15 protein-coding genes and 1 pseudogene are annotated in these 15009 nt (G+C 70.1%); 7 read left to right on the forward strand and 9 right to left on the reverse strand.

From position 1 onward, the window contains the following. Positions 1-526: ABC transporter substrate-binding protein (locus ACR9ZK_RS06795; protein ID WP_481341133.1), on the reverse strand; the 526-nt coding region annotated here is incomplete at its 3' end. A gap of 281 nt (positions 527-807) precedes the next feature. On the opposite strand from ACR9ZK_RS06795, the gene ACR9ZK_RS06800 reads away from it, so the two are divergent. Further along, complete coding sequence (locus tag ACR9ZK_RS06800) at positions 808-1833, forward strand: LacI family DNA-binding transcriptional regulator (protein WP_481341134.1); 1026 nt, start codon at positions 808-810, stop codon at positions 1831-1833. On the opposite strand, the gene ACR9ZK_RS06805 is transcribed toward ACR9ZK_RS06800, so the two are convergent. Together ACR9ZK_RS06805 and ACR9ZK_RS06810 are read right to left on the reverse strand one after the other, a co-directional pair. After that, entirely contained in the window at positions 1820-2404 is a 585-nt protein-coding gene (locus ACR9ZK_RS06805) for a GNAT family N-acetyltransferase (RefSeq protein ID WP_481341135.1), read from the reverse strand. The two genes, ACR9ZK_RS06800 and ACR9ZK_RS06805, sit on opposite strands and share 14 nt — an antisense overlap. A gap of 33 nt (positions 2405-2437) precedes the next feature. Next, the gene (locus tag ACR9ZK_RS06810; RefSeq protein WP_481341136.1) at positions 2438-2860 is read right to left on the reverse strand and encodes a YdeI/OmpD-associated family protein; all 423 of its coding nucleotides are present in this window, start codon (positions 2858-2860) and stop codon (positions 2438-2440) included. Between the two features lie 228 nt (positions 2861-3088). On the opposite strand from ACR9ZK_RS06810, the gene ACR9ZK_RS06815 reads away from it, so the two are divergent. After that, positions 3089-3583 carry a hypothetical protein gene (locus ACR9ZK_RS06815; protein WP_481341137.1) on the forward strand — a complete coding sequence of 165 codons (495 nt, stop codon included), beginning with the start codon at positions 3089-3091 and terminating at the stop codon, positions 3581-3583. A gap of 119 nt (positions 3584-3702) precedes the next feature. Here the strand turns inward: ACR9ZK_RS06815 and ACR9ZK_RS06820 are convergent, their stop codons facing one another. Both ACR9ZK_RS06820 and ACR9ZK_RS06825 read right to left on the reverse strand, forming a co-directional pair. Beyond that, positions 3703-4272, reverse strand: coding sequence for a dihydrofolate reductase family protein (locus ACR9ZK_RS06820; protein ID WP_481341138.1), 570 nt, complete (start codon positions 4270-4272; stop codon positions 3703-3705). 30 nt (positions 4273-4302) lie between these two features. Beyond that, positions 4303-4974 (reverse strand): GntR family transcriptional regulator, encoded by a 672-nt coding sequence (locus tag ACR9ZK_RS06825; protein WP_481341139.1) that lies wholly within the window; start codon positions 4972-4974, stop codon positions 4303-4305. An 86-nt stretch (positions 4975-5060) separates the two neighbouring features. Here ACR9ZK_RS06825 and ACR9ZK_RS06830 point away from each other — a divergent pair, with 86 nt between their 5' ends. The 3 genes and pseudogenes from ACR9ZK_RS06830 to ACR9ZK_RS06840 all read left to right on the forward strand — a co-directional run. Continuing rightward, complete coding sequence (locus tag ACR9ZK_RS06830; RefSeq protein ID WP_481341140.1) at positions 5061-6467, forward strand: dicarboxylate/amino acid:cation symporter; 1407 nt, start codon at positions 5061-5063, stop codon at positions 6465-6467. Beyond that, the gene (gene cuyB, locus ACR9ZK_RS06835) at positions 6460-7188 is read left to right on the forward strand and encodes a cysteate racemase (RefSeq protein WP_481341141.1); all 729 of its coding nucleotides are present in this window, start codon (positions 6460-6462) and stop codon (positions 7186-7188) included. The genes ACR9ZK_RS06830 and cuyB overlap by 8 nt, the downstream gene beginning before the upstream one ends. Positions 7189-7316: 128 nt before the next feature. After that, positions 7317-7877, forward strand: a pseudogene (locus tag ACR9ZK_RS06840) (lyase family protein); the annotation flags it as partial. Positions 7878-8011: 134 nt separating this feature from the next. Here ACR9ZK_RS06840 and ACR9ZK_RS06845 read toward each other — a convergent pair. From ACR9ZK_RS06845 to ACR9ZK_RS06855, 3 genes are all read right to left on the reverse strand, one after another. After that, on the reverse strand, positions 8012-9355 hold the full coding sequence (locus ACR9ZK_RS06845) for an ABC1 kinase family protein (RefSeq protein ID WP_481341142.1): 1344 nt from the start codon (positions 9353-9355) through the stop codon (positions 8012-8014). A gap of 71 nt (positions 9356-9426) precedes the next feature. Beyond that, on the reverse strand, positions 9427-10122 hold the full coding sequence (locus tag ACR9ZK_RS06850) for a response regulator (RefSeq protein ID WP_481341143.1): 696 nt from the start codon (positions 10120-10122) through the stop codon (positions 9427-9429). After that, positions 10119-11732 carry a sensor histidine kinase gene (locus ACR9ZK_RS06855; protein WP_481341144.1) on the reverse strand — a complete coding sequence of 538 codons (1614 nt, stop codon included), beginning with the start codon at positions 11730-11732 and terminating at the stop codon, positions 10119-10121. Before ACR9ZK_RS06855 ends, ACR9ZK_RS06850 begins: the two co-directional genes overlap by 4 nt. 81 nt (positions 11733-11813) lie before the next feature. On the opposite strand from ACR9ZK_RS06855, the gene ACR9ZK_RS06860 reads away from it, so the two are divergent. Further along, complete coding sequence (locus ACR9ZK_RS06860) at positions 11814-13775, forward strand: APC family permease (RefSeq protein WP_481341145.1); 1962 nt, start codon at positions 11814-11816, stop codon at positions 13773-13775. After that, a complete protein-coding gene (locus ACR9ZK_RS06865) occupies positions 13772-13936 on the forward strand; it encodes a hypothetical protein (protein ID WP_481341146.1) in 165 nt (54 codons plus the stop codon). Before ACR9ZK_RS06860 ends, ACR9ZK_RS06865 begins: the two co-directional genes overlap by 4 nt. Here the strand turns inward: ACR9ZK_RS06865 and ACR9ZK_RS06870 are convergent. After that, positions 13923-14849 carry a LysR family transcriptional regulator gene (locus tag ACR9ZK_RS06870; protein ID WP_481341147.1) on the reverse strand — a complete coding sequence of 309 codons (927 nt, stop codon included), beginning with the start codon at positions 14847-14849 and terminating at the stop codon, positions 13923-13925. The two genes, ACR9ZK_RS06865 and ACR9ZK_RS06870, sit on opposite strands and share 14 nt — an antisense overlap. Positions 14850-15009: the final 160 nt, after the last annotated feature.

Genomic DNA, 15009 nt, shown 5'->3' on the forward strand with positions numbered 1-15009 from the left:
CGATCTTGTACTTGTCGAAGAGGTCCTTGCGGTACATGAGGGCCATCGGGCCACCGTCGACGGGGATGGCGTAGACCTTGTTGCCGTCGGTCGACTGCTTCCACGCCCAGTCGGCATAGAGCGACTTGTCGTCGTTGGCGCCGTACTGGCCCATGTCGACGAGCTTGTCGAGGATGACGAAGCTCGGGATCTCCTGGAACTCCACCATGGCGACGTCGGGGGCGCCGCTGCCGGCCTTGAAGGCGGTCTTGAGCTTGGCGTACTGGTCGGGCCCGGTGCCCACGTTGCTCCAGTCGACCTGGATGTCCTTGTGCGAGGCGTTGAAGGCGTCGACGACGCCCTTGAACTCGGGGTACCAGGCCCACACCTTGATGTGCACAGGGCCCGCGGCGCTCCCGCCCTGGCCCGTGCCGCCGTCGGCGGCGGACGAGCCACCGGCGCAGCTGGCAAGGAGGGTGGCGACGGTCAGGGCGCCGGCAACGATGCTCCCGGCGCGGGTGAGCGGGGTGAAGCGACGGTGCTTCATCGGGTTCTCCATCTTGGGAAATCAGCACCCACGTGTGTGAGCGTTAACATGCCTACTCGAAGAAAGAGGGTGCTGCGTCCGGTCGGACGCGCACCCACGGTTCGTCGGGTGGGCGTAGGGCAGGGTCCGGGCCAGTGGACCGTCGGCCGTGTGCACCATTTTGCGGCGCTGCAAAAGGAGTATGCCGGGAGCTTTGCAGCGTGGCAATAGGTGTGGTCAGATTGGTCTCGCCGCCCAGCCCGGGCGCATCGACGTGCCTCTTCCCGAGACAGGAGCACCCCGTGCCGGACGCGACCCTGCGTGACGTTGCCCTGCTCGCCGGCGTGTCGCCGCGGACCGTGTCCAACGTGGTGGGCGGGTACGCCCAGGTGACACCGGCGACGCGGGCCAAGGTGGAGGAGGCCATCAGGGCGCTCGACTACCGGCCGAACCTGCTTGCCAGGAACCTGGCCAACGGCCGGTCCGGCCAGATCGCCGTCGTCGTCCCCTACCTGGACACGCCCTACTTCTCCGAGCTGCTGCAGGCGATCATCCCCCGCGCACGAGAGCGCGGCTTCAACGTGCTCATCGACCAGACGGACGGCGACCCGGAGCACGAGGCCGAGCTCATCAAGCGCCGCGCTCGGGGGTTCGCCTACGACGGCATGATCTTCAGCCCGCTGGGTCTGTCCCAGGCTGAGCTCGCGGTCCGGGATCCGGACCTGCCCCTCATCGTGCTCGGCGAGCGTGAGTCGGACGGCCACTTCGACCACGTCGGCATCGACGACGTCGCGGCGTCGCGGGACGCCGTCGCGCACCTCATCGACCTCGGGCATCGGCGCATCGCCGCCATCGGCGACCAGCCCTACCGCACCGGAGAGGCCGCTCAACGGCGCACGCGCGGCTACCGCCTGGCCCACGAGGAGGCCGGGCTGCCGGTGGACCACACCCTCGTCATCTCCACGCCGCGGTTCAACAGGTCCGACGGTGCGACCGCGATGGCCGCGCTGCTCGAGCGCGAGGACCGACCGACGGCCGTCTTCGCCTACAGCGACCTCGTTGCCCTCGGCGCCGTGCGAACGGTGCTCCAGCGTGGCCTGCGCGTGCCCGAGGACGTCGCGATCATCGGCTACGACGACATCGAGGACGGCCGTTACTCCACGCCCACCATCAGCACCATCGCGCCCGACAAGGCGCGCATCGCGGCCGAAGCCGTCGATCGGCTGCTCCACCGCATCGAGGCGCGCACACCGGTGCCGGGCGAGGACGTCCACGCCGGCCACACGCTGATCGCCCGGGAGAGCACGCTCGGCGTCACCTCCGGCTGACGGTGCGCGGTGCCGCACACGTGGCTGGCTGCCACTCGCGTCTGATCAGCCCGAAGACCCATGAGTCCGAGACGTCGCCGTTGACGACGCAGTCTTCCCGCAGCGTCCCCTCACGCACGAACCCGAGCTTCTCGAGCACCCGGGCAGACGCCACATTGCGAGTGTCGGTCTCGGCCTGGACGCGGTTCAGGTCCAGCGTCTCGAACGCCCACCGCAGCACCACACCGGCGGCCTCCGTCGCGTAGCCGTGGCCCCACGCTGGAGCATCGAAGCAGTAGCCCAGCGACGCGCTCCGGTAGTCCGGGTTCCACCGGTCCAGCGTGCACCAGCCGATGAACGCCCCGTCGGCGACGCGATCCACGGCCAGCCGCGCGCCGGTGCCCTCCTCTGCCATCTGTCGGCAACGCGCGATGAACCGCTCCGCGCGCTCGCGTTCGCTCCACGGCGCAGAGTCCCAGTAGCGCAACACGTGGGCATTGCTCTGCAGGGCGAAGATGTCGTCGGCATCCGTGTCGTCGAAGGGACGCAGTCGGAGTCGAGCGGTGTGCAGCGTCGGGGTGGCCAGCGCCATTCGCGTCACGTCCCTCTCGAGTCGGGTGTTCTGTCACACCCGACATCCTGTGCTGCCGACGCGCAAGGGGTTTTCTCGACGGCCGGCAGCACGGACACGGCGAGACGCGGACGCGTCGGACGAGCGGTCGAGCGCCTTGCGCCCCGGTGGTGTCATCCGGCCTTCCGCCTCGAGGCGGTCGGCGATGGTGAGGTTGCGTTGGGCCGTCGTTCCTCGCGTGCGCCGGGGCGTGAACTTCTGGACGTACGAGGTGCGGTCGTGGGCGCGGCATGTGCTCTCGCTCCATCCGTACGCGATGCCGGCCTCCAACAGGTCGTGGAAGCTGATCGACGGATGCAGGCTGTTGGTCTTCTGCAGCCGGACCCAGACGCCAGGGTGAGTGTCGTGGTGCTGCGCCAACCATGACCACAGCTCGTCCGCCGCTGCAAAGGCAATGATCTCGAGGTCGTCGGCCACGTCGAGGACGCTAGCCGCCAGCACCGACAGCTGCCCGACAGCGGCGCCCACGGGCGAGTCTGCACTGCAGGGATAATGGAGGGCAAAGCGCGACGGGCGTGGCGTATCGAGGCCGGTGACATGGCACGGGAATCTGTGGTGACAGCCTGTTGCTTGGCCGTGGCGGTCCTCGCAGCGGGGTGTTCCGAGCACGCCCCGACCGCCGGTCCTGGTGCGCCGGGCGCATCGGTGACCACCACGGCGTCGTCGGGCTTCGGCACCAGACACGTGTCGCTCGGCTGCGCGGACTCGCTCGGCGTGCAGCCCGGGGACGCGGTCGACGCGATCCCGTTCGAAGGGTTGACGAGGATGTCTGCGAGGGAAGAGCCGCCGCGGGCGCGCGACGTGGGATTGCGTCTCCCGTCCGGGATGAACTGGTTCTTTCGCAAGAACCCCTTGGTGATGCGCCAGGGCGCCGCCGACTTCACGTTGACGGCCTCGGGCCCCTCACAGGCGTTCGCATGGGTGCCGGCCGGAGCCTGGACGACAGGAGACATCGACCTGAGCCGTTGGTCGGCCTCCTCGGTGACCCTGCACAGCTGCCCGGACCGCGCCGCCCAGTTCTTGGGCGGCATCCTGGCCGGTGACCTTCACACGTGCCTGCGGATGACGATGCGGCAGGCCGGCGAGCCCGACCGAACGGTTCGTCAACACCTGGATGGATCGCCCTGTAGCGCCGGGTGAAGCTCGTCGCCGCAGGGCCCCGCCGCTCCCTGCTCGTCCGGTGGTTGCGCGCCCTTGCCTGTCCGCGCTGATCCCGGTGGATGCGTGCACTGGCCGCCAACGCGCCAGGGCAGGTCCCCTCACGCCGTTCTTCGCGTGGGCCGGTATCGCAAGCCGATGGTCCCCGACCGGAACGCATGGCGATCCACGAGCTCGAGCCGGATGCGTTCGCGCAGACCGGCGAGCAACGTCGGGCCGTGTCCGGCAAGGACCGGTTGCACGAGGAACACGTACTCGTCGATCAGTCCCAGGTCCGCCAACGCCAGGGGCAGCGTCACGCCACCCACGAACAGGCCCTCGCCGGGCTCCTGCTTGAGCCGCTGCACCGCTTGCCCCACGTCGCCTCGCACCAGCTCGGCGTTCCAGTCGACCTCGCGCAGCGTGCTCGACACGACGTACTTCTTCGTCGTGTCGATGGCCTCGGCGAACGGGACCTGCGACTCATCCATCCAGTCGGGCCACGGGCCCGTAGTCGGCCGCCGCCACGCGGACTCCATCATCTCGTAGGTCACCCGGCCGAAGAGCAGGGCATCGGCTCGTTCCATCTCGGCGGTCCAGTAGCGCATCGACTCCTCGTCGGGGGGCAGTCCTGCCTCGTGATGGCAGCAGCCGTCGAGCGTGACGTTGATCGAGTATCGAAGCGGTCTCATCTCGTGGCTCTCCCTTGGTCCGCGCTCGAGCTAGGAGGCGAACGCCTCGGCTTCGAAGAGCTGGCCGATGAGCCCTCCGAGGAGACGCCAGTGCTCGGCGGACAGGCGTGCGGCCTCCTCCGCTTCGCCTGCGGCGCAGTGCGCAAGGAGCCGCTCGTGGTGGTCGATGGTGTTCTGGCCGCCGAGCAGCGTGGAGAACTTGCGGTAGAGGATGCGGTGCACCACGGGGTGCGTCTGGTCCGTGAGCCGTCGCAGGACCGGGTTGTTCGCGGCGTCCTGGATGACGCCATGGAACTCGTCATCGGCCTGCAGCGCGGCCATGACGTCCTCACTCTGGGCAGCCTGGATGAAACGGTCCTGAGCCTGACGCATCGCGGCCAGCTGCTCGGTGGTCAACCGAGGAACGGCGGTCGAGACGGCGAGCTCGTCGAGCTGCCGCAGGACGGCCAAGGTGTCCTCCACCTCGGCACGGTCCAGCCTGCTGATGCGGGTGTGCACTCCCGGCCTCGCCTCGATGAGACCGGCGTTGGCCAGACGCATGAGGGCCTCGCGAACGGGGGTGCGGCTCAACCCCAACCGGGCCGACAGGTCCGCGTCGCGAACGCGCTCACCCGGGGCCAGCTCGCCCGTGATGATCGCCGTCCGGATGCGCTCGAAGGCGACGTCGGACAGGCGCTGACGCTCTACAGGCTCATCCAACATATTGCATACCGTACACGCCCTTGACGCCGATGGCCGGAACCTGCACCCTGAGCAATGCACACCGTATCCGATATATTGGAGCCATCATGCCGAAGGGCATCACCGTCGCTGCTGCCGACACGCCGTCACGCACGCACGACGTCAGGACGGACGCCAGAGAGCCATCACACCGGCCCAAGCGCCGCGTCAAGCTGCCCCCGATCGGGGTCCTGTCGCTGATCGCGGTGGCAGTCGGGGCCGGCATCGGGCTGCTGGCCCCAGCCGTCGGGGAGCAGCTCAAGCTGTTCGGCGACCTGTTCCTCAACGGCGTCAAGATGGTCGTCGTCCCGTTGGTCTTCCCGCTCATCGTGCTCGGTATCGCTCGCATGGAGTCGGCCAAGAAGATCGGGCGGATGGCCGGCAAGGCGATCCTCTACTTCGAGGTCGTCACCACGGTCATCTTGTTCCTGGCGGTCTTCCTGGCCAAGGGCTTCGACCTCGGCCTGGGCGCCACGATCAGGGGAGCCGACCCCGGCTCGGTCGCCGGGCTCGCGCACGGGGTGGACTTCCACGAGCTGATCCTGCACATCGTGCCGGCCAACCTGCTCGGCGCGATGGTCGAAGGGAACCTGCTCGGCGTCATCTTCTTCGCGGTGCTGCTCGGCATCGCCGTCTCCGCCGTCGGTGAGCCGGCCAAGCCCTTGGTGACCGTGTTGGACGCCGTCGCCACGGCGATGTTCCGCGTCGTCGGCTACGTCATCCGGTTCGCGCCCCTGGGGGTGCTCGGCTTCATCGCCTACGACGTGGCCAAGTACGGCGTCGGCAACCTCGGCAGCCTCTTCGCGTTCGTCGGCGTCGTCTACCTCGGCCTGGTCTTCGTCCTCGGGGTCGTCTTCCCGATCATCGCCCGCATCTACCGGATCCCCTACCTGACGATGCTACGCACCATCGCCGATCTCGTCGGTCTCGCCTTCGTCACCCGCAGCAGCGAGGCCGTGCTCGCACCGTTGCTCGGCCGCCTCGAGTCCCTCGGCGTCGGCAGGGAGACCTCCTCGTTCGTCGTGCCGCTGGGCTACTCCTTCAACACCGACGGATCCGTGCTCTACCAGGCGATCGCCCTGGTCTTCCTCGCCAACGCCTACGGCACGGGCACCTCGATCCCGCACCTGCTGGTGATGGTCGCCATCCTCGTCATCATGTCCAAGGGCATGGCCGGGGTCGCCTCGGCCTCCATCGTCGTGCTGATCGGCGCGGCCGGAACCATCGGCATCCCCGCCGAAGGCATCGCCATCCTGCTGGGTGTGGACTTCCTGGTCGACATGGCTCGTACTGCCGTCAACGTCATCGGCAACACGCTGGCCGCCTGTGTCATCGACAGCTCGGAGAAGCGGCGCCCCGCACGTCCCACCGCCGCGGAACTCCAGCCGGAGGACGCGGCCGCGGGTCGAGAGCCGGCCGCAGTGGCAGGGACACCTACCCCGCTCCAGCCCGACCAGCAGCAGGGCCATGACTGAGGTCATCGGCATCCTGGGTGGCATGGGGCCGGCCGCCACCGCCGACTTCTACACGAAGCTGGTGCAGATGACCGTCGCGAACCGGGACCAGGACCACCCCCGCGTCGTCATCTGGGCCGACCCCACCGTCCCGGACCGGACGGAGGCGCTGCTGGGCCGCGGCCCAGACCCCACCGAAGCCCTCATCGCGGGCGCCCGCGCACTCGCCGCCAGCGGCGCGACGCTGCTGGCAGTCCCCTGTAACACCGCTCACGCCTTCGCGCCCGCGGCCGCCGCGGCGGCGGGGCTGCCCCTGGTCCACATGGTCGACGAGGTCGCCGACCACCTGCGCCGTGCCCACCCGCGCGTCAGCGCCGTGGGCCTGCTCGCGACGACGGGGACCATCACGGCCGGGCTCTACCAGCACGCTCTGCGCCAGGCCGGGATCACCACGATCGTCCCGGACCCTCAGGTCCAGGACCACGAGGTCATGGGCGCCATCCGCGACATCAAGGCCGGGGCCCGGCCGGCCGAGGCTGCGGCGTCGTTCGAACGCGCCGCCGACACTCTCGTAGACAGAGGCGCGCAGGCACTCCTCGCCGGATGCACCGAAGTCCCCCTGGCGCTCGATGGCACCGGCTGCCCGGCGCCACTGGTCGATCCGGCCCTGGTGCTAGCCGCCGCGGTTCTCCGCCGCTGCGGCAACGGCATGCGGGCCTGGGGTCGTGACCCGGCCGCGTGAGCATGCACCGCCCGACGCTCGCTCGGCCCCAGCAGCACATCGGCTGACGACGGCCGGGCCGCGAAGATGCCCGCGACCGTCCCCGCTCCACGGCCACGCCACCCAGACAGACCAGCGAAGGAACCGCCATGACACCGGCACCGGCAGACACGCAGAACAGCGCCCCACCACGGCACGAGGCGGCTGCTGCCCCTGACCAGCCGGCCGGCCCAAGCGTCGGCACCCGCACCGAACACGACCTCCTCGGCAGCCGGGAGGTGCCCCAGGACGCCTACTGGGGCGTGCACACCCTGCGCGCCGTGGAGAACTTCCCCGTCACCGGAACGGTCGTCGGGGAATACCCCGACCTCGTCCGCGCGCTGGCCTGCGTCAAGCAAGCAGCGGCGCAGGCCAACCGCGACCTCGGCACGCTGGAGGCGACGAAAGCCGACGCGATCGTCCACGCATGCGAACAGCTGCGAGCGGGCCGGTACGCCGACCAGTTCGTGGTGGACATGATCCAAGGCGGGGCCGGCACCCCCACCAACATGAACGCCAACGAGGTGATCGCCAACCTGGCCCTGGAGCATCTCGGCCACGTCAAGGGCAGCTACCAGCTCGTGCACCCCAACGAGGACGTCAACCAGAGCCAGTCCACCAACGACGTCTATCCGACCGCGCTGAAGCTCGCCACCATCTTCGCGTTCAGACGCCCGGAGGTCGGTGCCTGCCCGTTGGTGCTCGGTGACAACGCCCCTGCGCAAAGTCCCGGATCGAAGGCGCCTCGTCGCGCCGGCGGGCAGGCGACGAGCGCTCAGGTGTCGGCGCTGTCAGACGGCCACGGCTAGGTGGCGCCGTTCCCCGGAGCCTCTGCCGCGGATGGCCCACCGAGTCCAGGCAGCCACCTGGCTGCCTCGTCGCGCAGAGGTATCCGTGCGCCGAGCAGGCACAGGACCCCGGTGGTTCCGGCCATGACGCGCTGCACGAGCAGGTTCCGTACCGGGACGTGCAGCTTGCGCTGTGCGCGGGAGGCGGTCGAGCTGGGGTCGGACATCCGGGCCGTCTGGCCCCGCAGCCATGGGCGGTCGAAGCGGAACGCCTTGTGCCGCAAGGGCTCGAGCAGTGGATCGACCAGCTCGAGCAGGGCCTCCGGCGTGACCTCCGCGCTGCGGACCAACCCGGTGCGCGTTGCGACGTCGAACAGCTCCGCCTCGTCACGGTCCCGTCCCGCACGCACGAGCGCAACCAGACGCGGTGACCAACCGTCAGGCATCGGCAGGCTCGAGCCGAAGTCGACCACGGCGAGCCGGCCGTCGTCGAGGAGCCGGAAGTTGCCGGGATGCGGGTCGCCGTGCAGCCGCCCCACGCGTGGGGGGCTCGAGAGCATCATCCGAGCCAGGAGCAGCCCGACGCGGTCGCGCTGCTGCTCGGAGCCGCGGCGGGCGATCTGCGCCACCGGCGTGCCGTCGACCCACTCCGAGACCAGCACCCCGTCGGCCACCTCGACCACCTGGGGGACGCAGAAGTCCGGGTCGTCACGCAGGACCCGCGCGAACTCGCTTTGCGCCGCAGCCTCCTGCCGGTAGTCGACTTCCGCCATCACCCGAGCACGAAGCTCGGCGAACAGCCCCCGGGCATCCAGGCCCGGCGCGACGGCGCGCAACACCGGGCCGAGGCGGTCCAGCTGCCGCAGGTCAGCCGCCAGGGCCTGCCCGGCGCGTGGGTACTGCACCTTGACCGCAACCGGGCGTCCGTCAGCCCAGACGGCGCGGTGCACCTGTCCGATGCTCGCGGCAGCAGCCGGCTCGTCCTCGAACTCGACGAACCGCCGGCGCCAGCCCCTGCCGAACGACTCGGTGAGCACGTCGTGAACGATGCTGGTCGGCATCGCGGGGGCGGCCTCCTGCAGGCGGGTCAGCGCCTCGCCGTAGGCGCCGGCCAGCCGGTCGGGCAACGCGGCCTCCATCGCCGACATCCACTGCGCGCCCTTCATCGCACCGCCCTTGAGCTCGCCGAGGACCGCGAACAGCTGCTCGGCGGTTCGGGCCTGCACCTCGGCGGCGATCACCTCGGCCGGCAGACCCCCGACCCGCCGGGCCAGCCCCAGGGCCCGGCGGCCAACGTAGGCCGTCGGGACCAAGGACAGCCGTGCGCCGCGAACCAGGGCCCGCGTCGGCAGGTCACGCATACCTGCATCCTGTCACCCGCCGTCGGCCAGTCTTCCCTCCTCGTCCCGGCCGCCTGACTGGGCCACGAGGCCTAGGGGCGGAAGCGGTAACCCATCCCGGGTTCGGTCAGCAGGTGCCGGGGGCGCGATGGCTCGGGTTCGAGCTTGCGTCGTAGCTGGGTCATGTAGAGGCGCAAGTTGGCCGACTGCGTCGCGTAGGCCGGCCCCCAGACCTGGGTCAGCAGGAGACGTTGTGACATGAGCTTGCCCGGGGCGCGGACCAGTGCTTCGAGCAGGTTCCACTCCGTCGGAGTCAGGTGCACGTCCTGCACGGTGCCGTCGGCTCGGTGCCGGGTCACGAGCTTGTCGGCCAGGTCGACCGTGATGTCGGCGAACTCGACGCAGGGTGGGTCGGCCCCGTCGGCCGGTCCGACCCGACGGACGACAGCCCGGATGCGCGCGAGCAGCTCGTCCATGCCGAACGGCTTGGTGACGTAGTCGTCGGCTCCGGCGTCCAGGGCCGACACCTTGTCGGGGCCGCTGCCGCGACCCGACAGGACGATGATCGGGACGTCGCTCCAGCCCCGCAGACCATGGATCACCTCGATGCCGTCCAGGTCCGGCAGCCCGAGGTCGAGCACGACGAGGTCAGGGTCCACCGTCGCCGCCATCTGCAGCGCAACCGCGCCCCCGGTGGCCACGTGCACCTCGTGGTCTCGCGCTCGCAGGTTGATCCGCAACGCGCGGGCCAGCTGCGCGTCGTCGTCGACGACGAGAATCCGCGTCATGGTCGGCCCTCGTCCGGCGGGGCGGTTCCGTCAGTGCCGTCAGCGCCGTCAGCGCGGTCAGCACCGTAAGCACCGTCAGCGTCGTCGGCGTGGTCGGCGCGGGGCAGGGAAAGGACCATCGTGAGGCCCCCGCCCGGTGTCGGCTGCGGGGTGATCGTGCCGGCCATCGCCTCGATGAGGCCTCGGGACAGAGCCAGACCGATGCCCAGACCGGTCGTGTTGTCGGTGTCCCCAAGTCGTTGGAACGGTCGGAACATCCGCTCCTGCTCCTGCGCTTCCACGCCCGGGCCGTGGTCGATGACGAGCAGCTCCACGCGGTCACGATTGCGCTCGCCGTCGCGGTCGACGCCGTGGTCGGCGACCCGGCCGGTCACGACCGGCGGTGCGGCCTCGCTGCTGCCGTGGTGCAAGGCGTTCCCGAGAACGTTGACCAGCACCCGCATCAACAGGCCGGCGTCTGCGACGACCGGAGGAAGGGCGTCCGGGAGGTCGACGACGACGTCCGAGGCGTTCGTGCCGAGCTCATCGAGAGCCGGCGCCAGCAGCTCGTCGAGCCAGAGCGTCTGCCGTGACACGTTCAACACCCCCGCACGCAGACGCGACAGGTCGAGCAGGTCCGAGACGAGGGACCCGAGGCGGGCCAAGGACTCTTCGGCGGTCGCGAGAAGCTCTTCCCGTTCCGGCTCGGTCCACGTGACGTCGCTGCTGCGCAGACTGGTGACGGCGGCCGTGGCCGCGGCCAGCGGGGTCCGAAGGTCGTGACCGAGCGCCGCCAGCAAGGCGTCGCGAAGCTTCTCCGACGCCTCGAGCCTGGCGGCCTGGGCTGCGCTGCGGGCCAGGTCGTCACGCTCCAGCAGCGCCTGCACCTGCGCTGCGAACGCCTCGAGGATCGCGCGGTCGGAAGCACCCAGCGACCGTCCTGACAGGGTCAGCACCAGACCCTGGCCCGCCGGCATCTGGATGTCGGCCTCGGCGGGGGACTGCGGTGCGTCGGGACCTCGTGCCACGACGACGGCCCAGCCGGGCATCAAGTCCGAGCCCGTGTCGGACACCGCATCTGCGTGTCTGCGCAGCACGCTGGCAGAGGTCATCCCGAACGCGCGACGCATGTGCTCCAAGAGGGTCGGCAACGCGTCCTCGCCTCGAAGGGTGGCCCGCGCGACGTCCGAGAGGGTCCGCGCCTCTGCGGCCGCCCGGGCCGCCGCAGACGCGGTCGAGGCGGCGCGATGCACCACGCCGCTGACCAGCAGCCCGACGACGAGAAACCCCACCACGGTCCAGATGTTGCGCGCTTCACCGATCTGGAAGGTGCGTACGGGCGGGATGAACCAGTAGTTCAGCAGGCTGGACCCGAGCAGCGCGCAGAGCACCGCCGACCACTGCCCGCCCACGAGAGCCGTCACGATGACGGCAATGAGCAGAGCCAGCGCGTCGCCGGCGACACCGACGACATCACCGGCCCGCACGAGCGTCGTGGTGAGCGCGACCGGCAGCAGGACCGCGAGCGCGATGCCGCTCAGGCGACGGGTGCGGGGCAGGGCGCCCACGGCCGCGGTGTCCGGGAGCGCACTCAGCGACCCGTCGACATCGGCCGACACGTTCTGCGCCACGCCGACATCCTTGCGCACTCCATGCACGCAGGCCGCATTCCCTTGCACAACCTATGCGCGAGCGCTCCTACCGTCGGGCAGGTGCTGAGACAGCTGAACACCGCCAAGCGGATCCTCGTCGGGCGACCGATGCGCAACGACCATCTCGAAGGGACCCTCCTTCAGAAGCGGATCGCGCTGCCGGTCTTCGCCTCCGACCCCCTGTCGTCCGTCGCGTACGCCACCGAGGCGATCCTCAAGGTCCTGACACTCGGTGGGCTCGCCTACCTCTCCTTCACTCCGTGGATAGGGGCAGCCGTGGTCGTGCTCCTCACCGTGGTCGTCGTGTCCTATCGACAGGTCGTCCGCGCCTACCCCAACGGCGGCGGATCCTACGAGGTGGTGCGCGACAACCTCGGCAGCGGCCCCGCCATGGTCGTGGCCGCCTCGCTCATGGTCGACTACGTCATGACGGTGGCGGTCTCGGTGGCCGCCGGCATCGACAACATCATCTCCGCCTTTCCCGCCCTGCACGGTCAGCGGGTGACCATCGCCGTCGGGGTCATCGCCGCGCTGACGATCATGAACCTGCGCGGGACCCGCGAGTCCGGACGGGCCTTCGCCGTACCGACGTACGTGTTCGTCGCCTCGATCCTGTCCGTCGTCGGGGTCGGGCTGACCCGCGCGCTGCTCGGCAGTACCCCGGTTGCGGAGAGCGCTGGCTACACCGTGCATCCCGCGCAGTCGGGTCTGACCGGACTGGCGCTGCTGTTCCTCGCCCTCAAGGCGTTCTCGTCCGGGTGCACGGCCTTGACGGGAGTCGAGGCGATCAGCAACGGAGTGCCGGCCTTCCGCCCACCCAAGTCGCGCAACGCCGCCCGGACCCTGCTGGTCATGGGTGTCCTGGCGGTCACCATGTTCACCGGCATCACCGTGCTGTCGATCGTCGCCCGCGTCCACGTCGCCGAAGACGCGTGCGACCTGGTCGGCTTCCACGGGAACTGCCAGACCGACCCCCAGCAGACCGTGATCGCCCAGCTGGCGGCAGCGGTGTTCGGCCGGGGCAGCCTCATGTTCTACGTCGTCCAGGCCGCCACCGCCTTGGTGCTCCTCCTCGCCGCGAACACCGCGTACAACGGCTTCCCGATGCTCACCTCGCTGCTGGCCCGGCACCGGCTCATGCCGACCCAGCTTCGCACCCGGGGCGACCGGCTCGCCTACAGCAACGGCATCGTTGCCCTTGCCCTCGTGGCCGGGCTGCTCATCGTGGCGTATCGCGCCGACGTCGACCAGCTGCTGCACCTCTACATCCTCGGAGTCTTCACCTCCTTCACCCTCAGCCAGATCGGCATGGTGCGTCACTGGAACCGCGAGCTGGAGCGGGTCGTCGCGCCCGGGGTACGACGCCGCATCAACACGTCCCGCGCCCTGAACGCGTTCGGGGCCACGTGCACCGGGCTCGTGCTCGTCATCGTGCTCGTCACCAAGTTCAGCGGTGGGGCGTATCTCGTCGTCATCACCGTCCCCCTGCTGTGCCTGCTCATGCGAGGCGTCAACCGCCACTACACCCGCGTCGCCGGCGAGCTCGCGCCCCGACGCGACGCACGGTTGCTGCCCAGCAGGGTGCACGCCCTCGTGCTCGTGTCGCACTTCAACGAGCCGGCACTCCGAGCGGTCGCCTACGCCCGGGCGACGCGACCCTCGACCTTGAGCGCAGTCACCGTGTGCATCGACCCGGAAGAGTCCCAGGCGATCGAACGCGAATGGGCCGACGCCGAGCTGCCGGTCGAGCTCACCCTGCTCGAGTCGCCCTTCCGCGACATCACCACGCCCATCGTCGACCACATTCTGCGGCTGCGGTCGGACAACCCCCGAGACCTCGTCGTCGTCTTCATACCGGAGTACGTCGTGGACCGCTGGTGGGAGGGTCTGCTGCACAACCAAAGCGCCCTGCGCCTCAAGCTCCGCCTGCTCACCGTTCCGGGGGTCGTGGTCACCAGCGTCCCGTACCACTCGGAACCCGACGTCCGACGGACGCCGATCCACTCGAGGGTCACCGGGTGAGCCAGGTGGCGGGGGCCGTCGAGCCCACGATGCGGCGGGTCGCGCGGGACGACCTCGACCTGGCCGTCAGCGACGTCACCTGCTCCCGGCGACGCCGGTGGGTTCGGCGCGTGAGCCGCGGCGTGCGGCTCGCCTCACCGGAGGGCCTCAAGGGCACGTGACGCCCAGGGCCGACGCGGCGAGGTCCCGGCTCGCCTGCTCCAGTGCCCCCACCATGGAGTCGACGAGAGGGGCCGGCGCCGCCGGCGACACCGCCAGGAAGACGTCCCGGTGCGTCGAGGCGGCGCTCACCCGGGCCACGGCCAGCTGCTCGTGCGGGTGATGCCCCAGCGCCGGGACGAGCGCGATGCCCAGGCCCGCCCGCACGAGCCCCTGGATGACGCCGTAGTCGTTGCTCCGGTACGAGACGGCCGGCTCGAACCCGTGGCCGCGGCAGAGCTGACGCAGCATCGTGGCGGCGGCCGTGCCGTTACGCGTCGAGACCCAGGTCTCCTCGGCGAGGCCGGCGACGTCGACGACGTCCGTGCCGGCCTGCGGGTGGCCGGGTGGCAGGACCAGGAGCAGGTCCTCGGTGAGGAGGCGGCGGATCTTCACGCCACGTGGCCACCGCCGAGGGACCAGTGCGTACCGGTAGACGAGCGCGACGTCGAGCTCTCGTGCCAGCAGCAGCGGCATCAGCTCGTCGGGTTCGCCCTCGTCGAGCTCGACCTGGACGCGGTCGTTGCCTCGTCGGAACGCGGAGAGGGCGGCCGGGAGGAGGTGCTCACCTGCGGACGGGAAGCTGCCGAGCCGGAGGCGTCCGATGACACCCCCGAGCAGCAGGTGGATGTCGTCCTCGAGCGAGCGGAGCGACCCCAGCGCGGCGCCGCACCTCGTGACGATGAACTGGGCCACGGGCGTGGGCCGGATGCTGCGTGCGTCCCGCTCGAACAGCGAAACCTTGAGATGGCGCTCCAGCGTCGAGATCTGCTGGGACACCGCCGAGGGCGTGTATCCGAGCTGGCGCGCCGCATCGGCGAACGACCCGCACCGCACCACCGTCGTGAGGGTCCCCAGGTGCACCGGGTTGAGCATTACGAGTCCTTGTCCCGTCGCTTGATGAACGAGGCTGCCGGGGTGACGGATCGACGACCGGCTCGGCAGACATCGGCGTCCATCGCTGGAGACGATAGCCCTTCGGGCGGGAGAGGCACCCGAGAAGCCAGGGCCACGAGCACCAGCAATGCTTACCGAG

It is taken from the genome of Monashia sp. HAY1-5C (assembly GCF_056755255.1).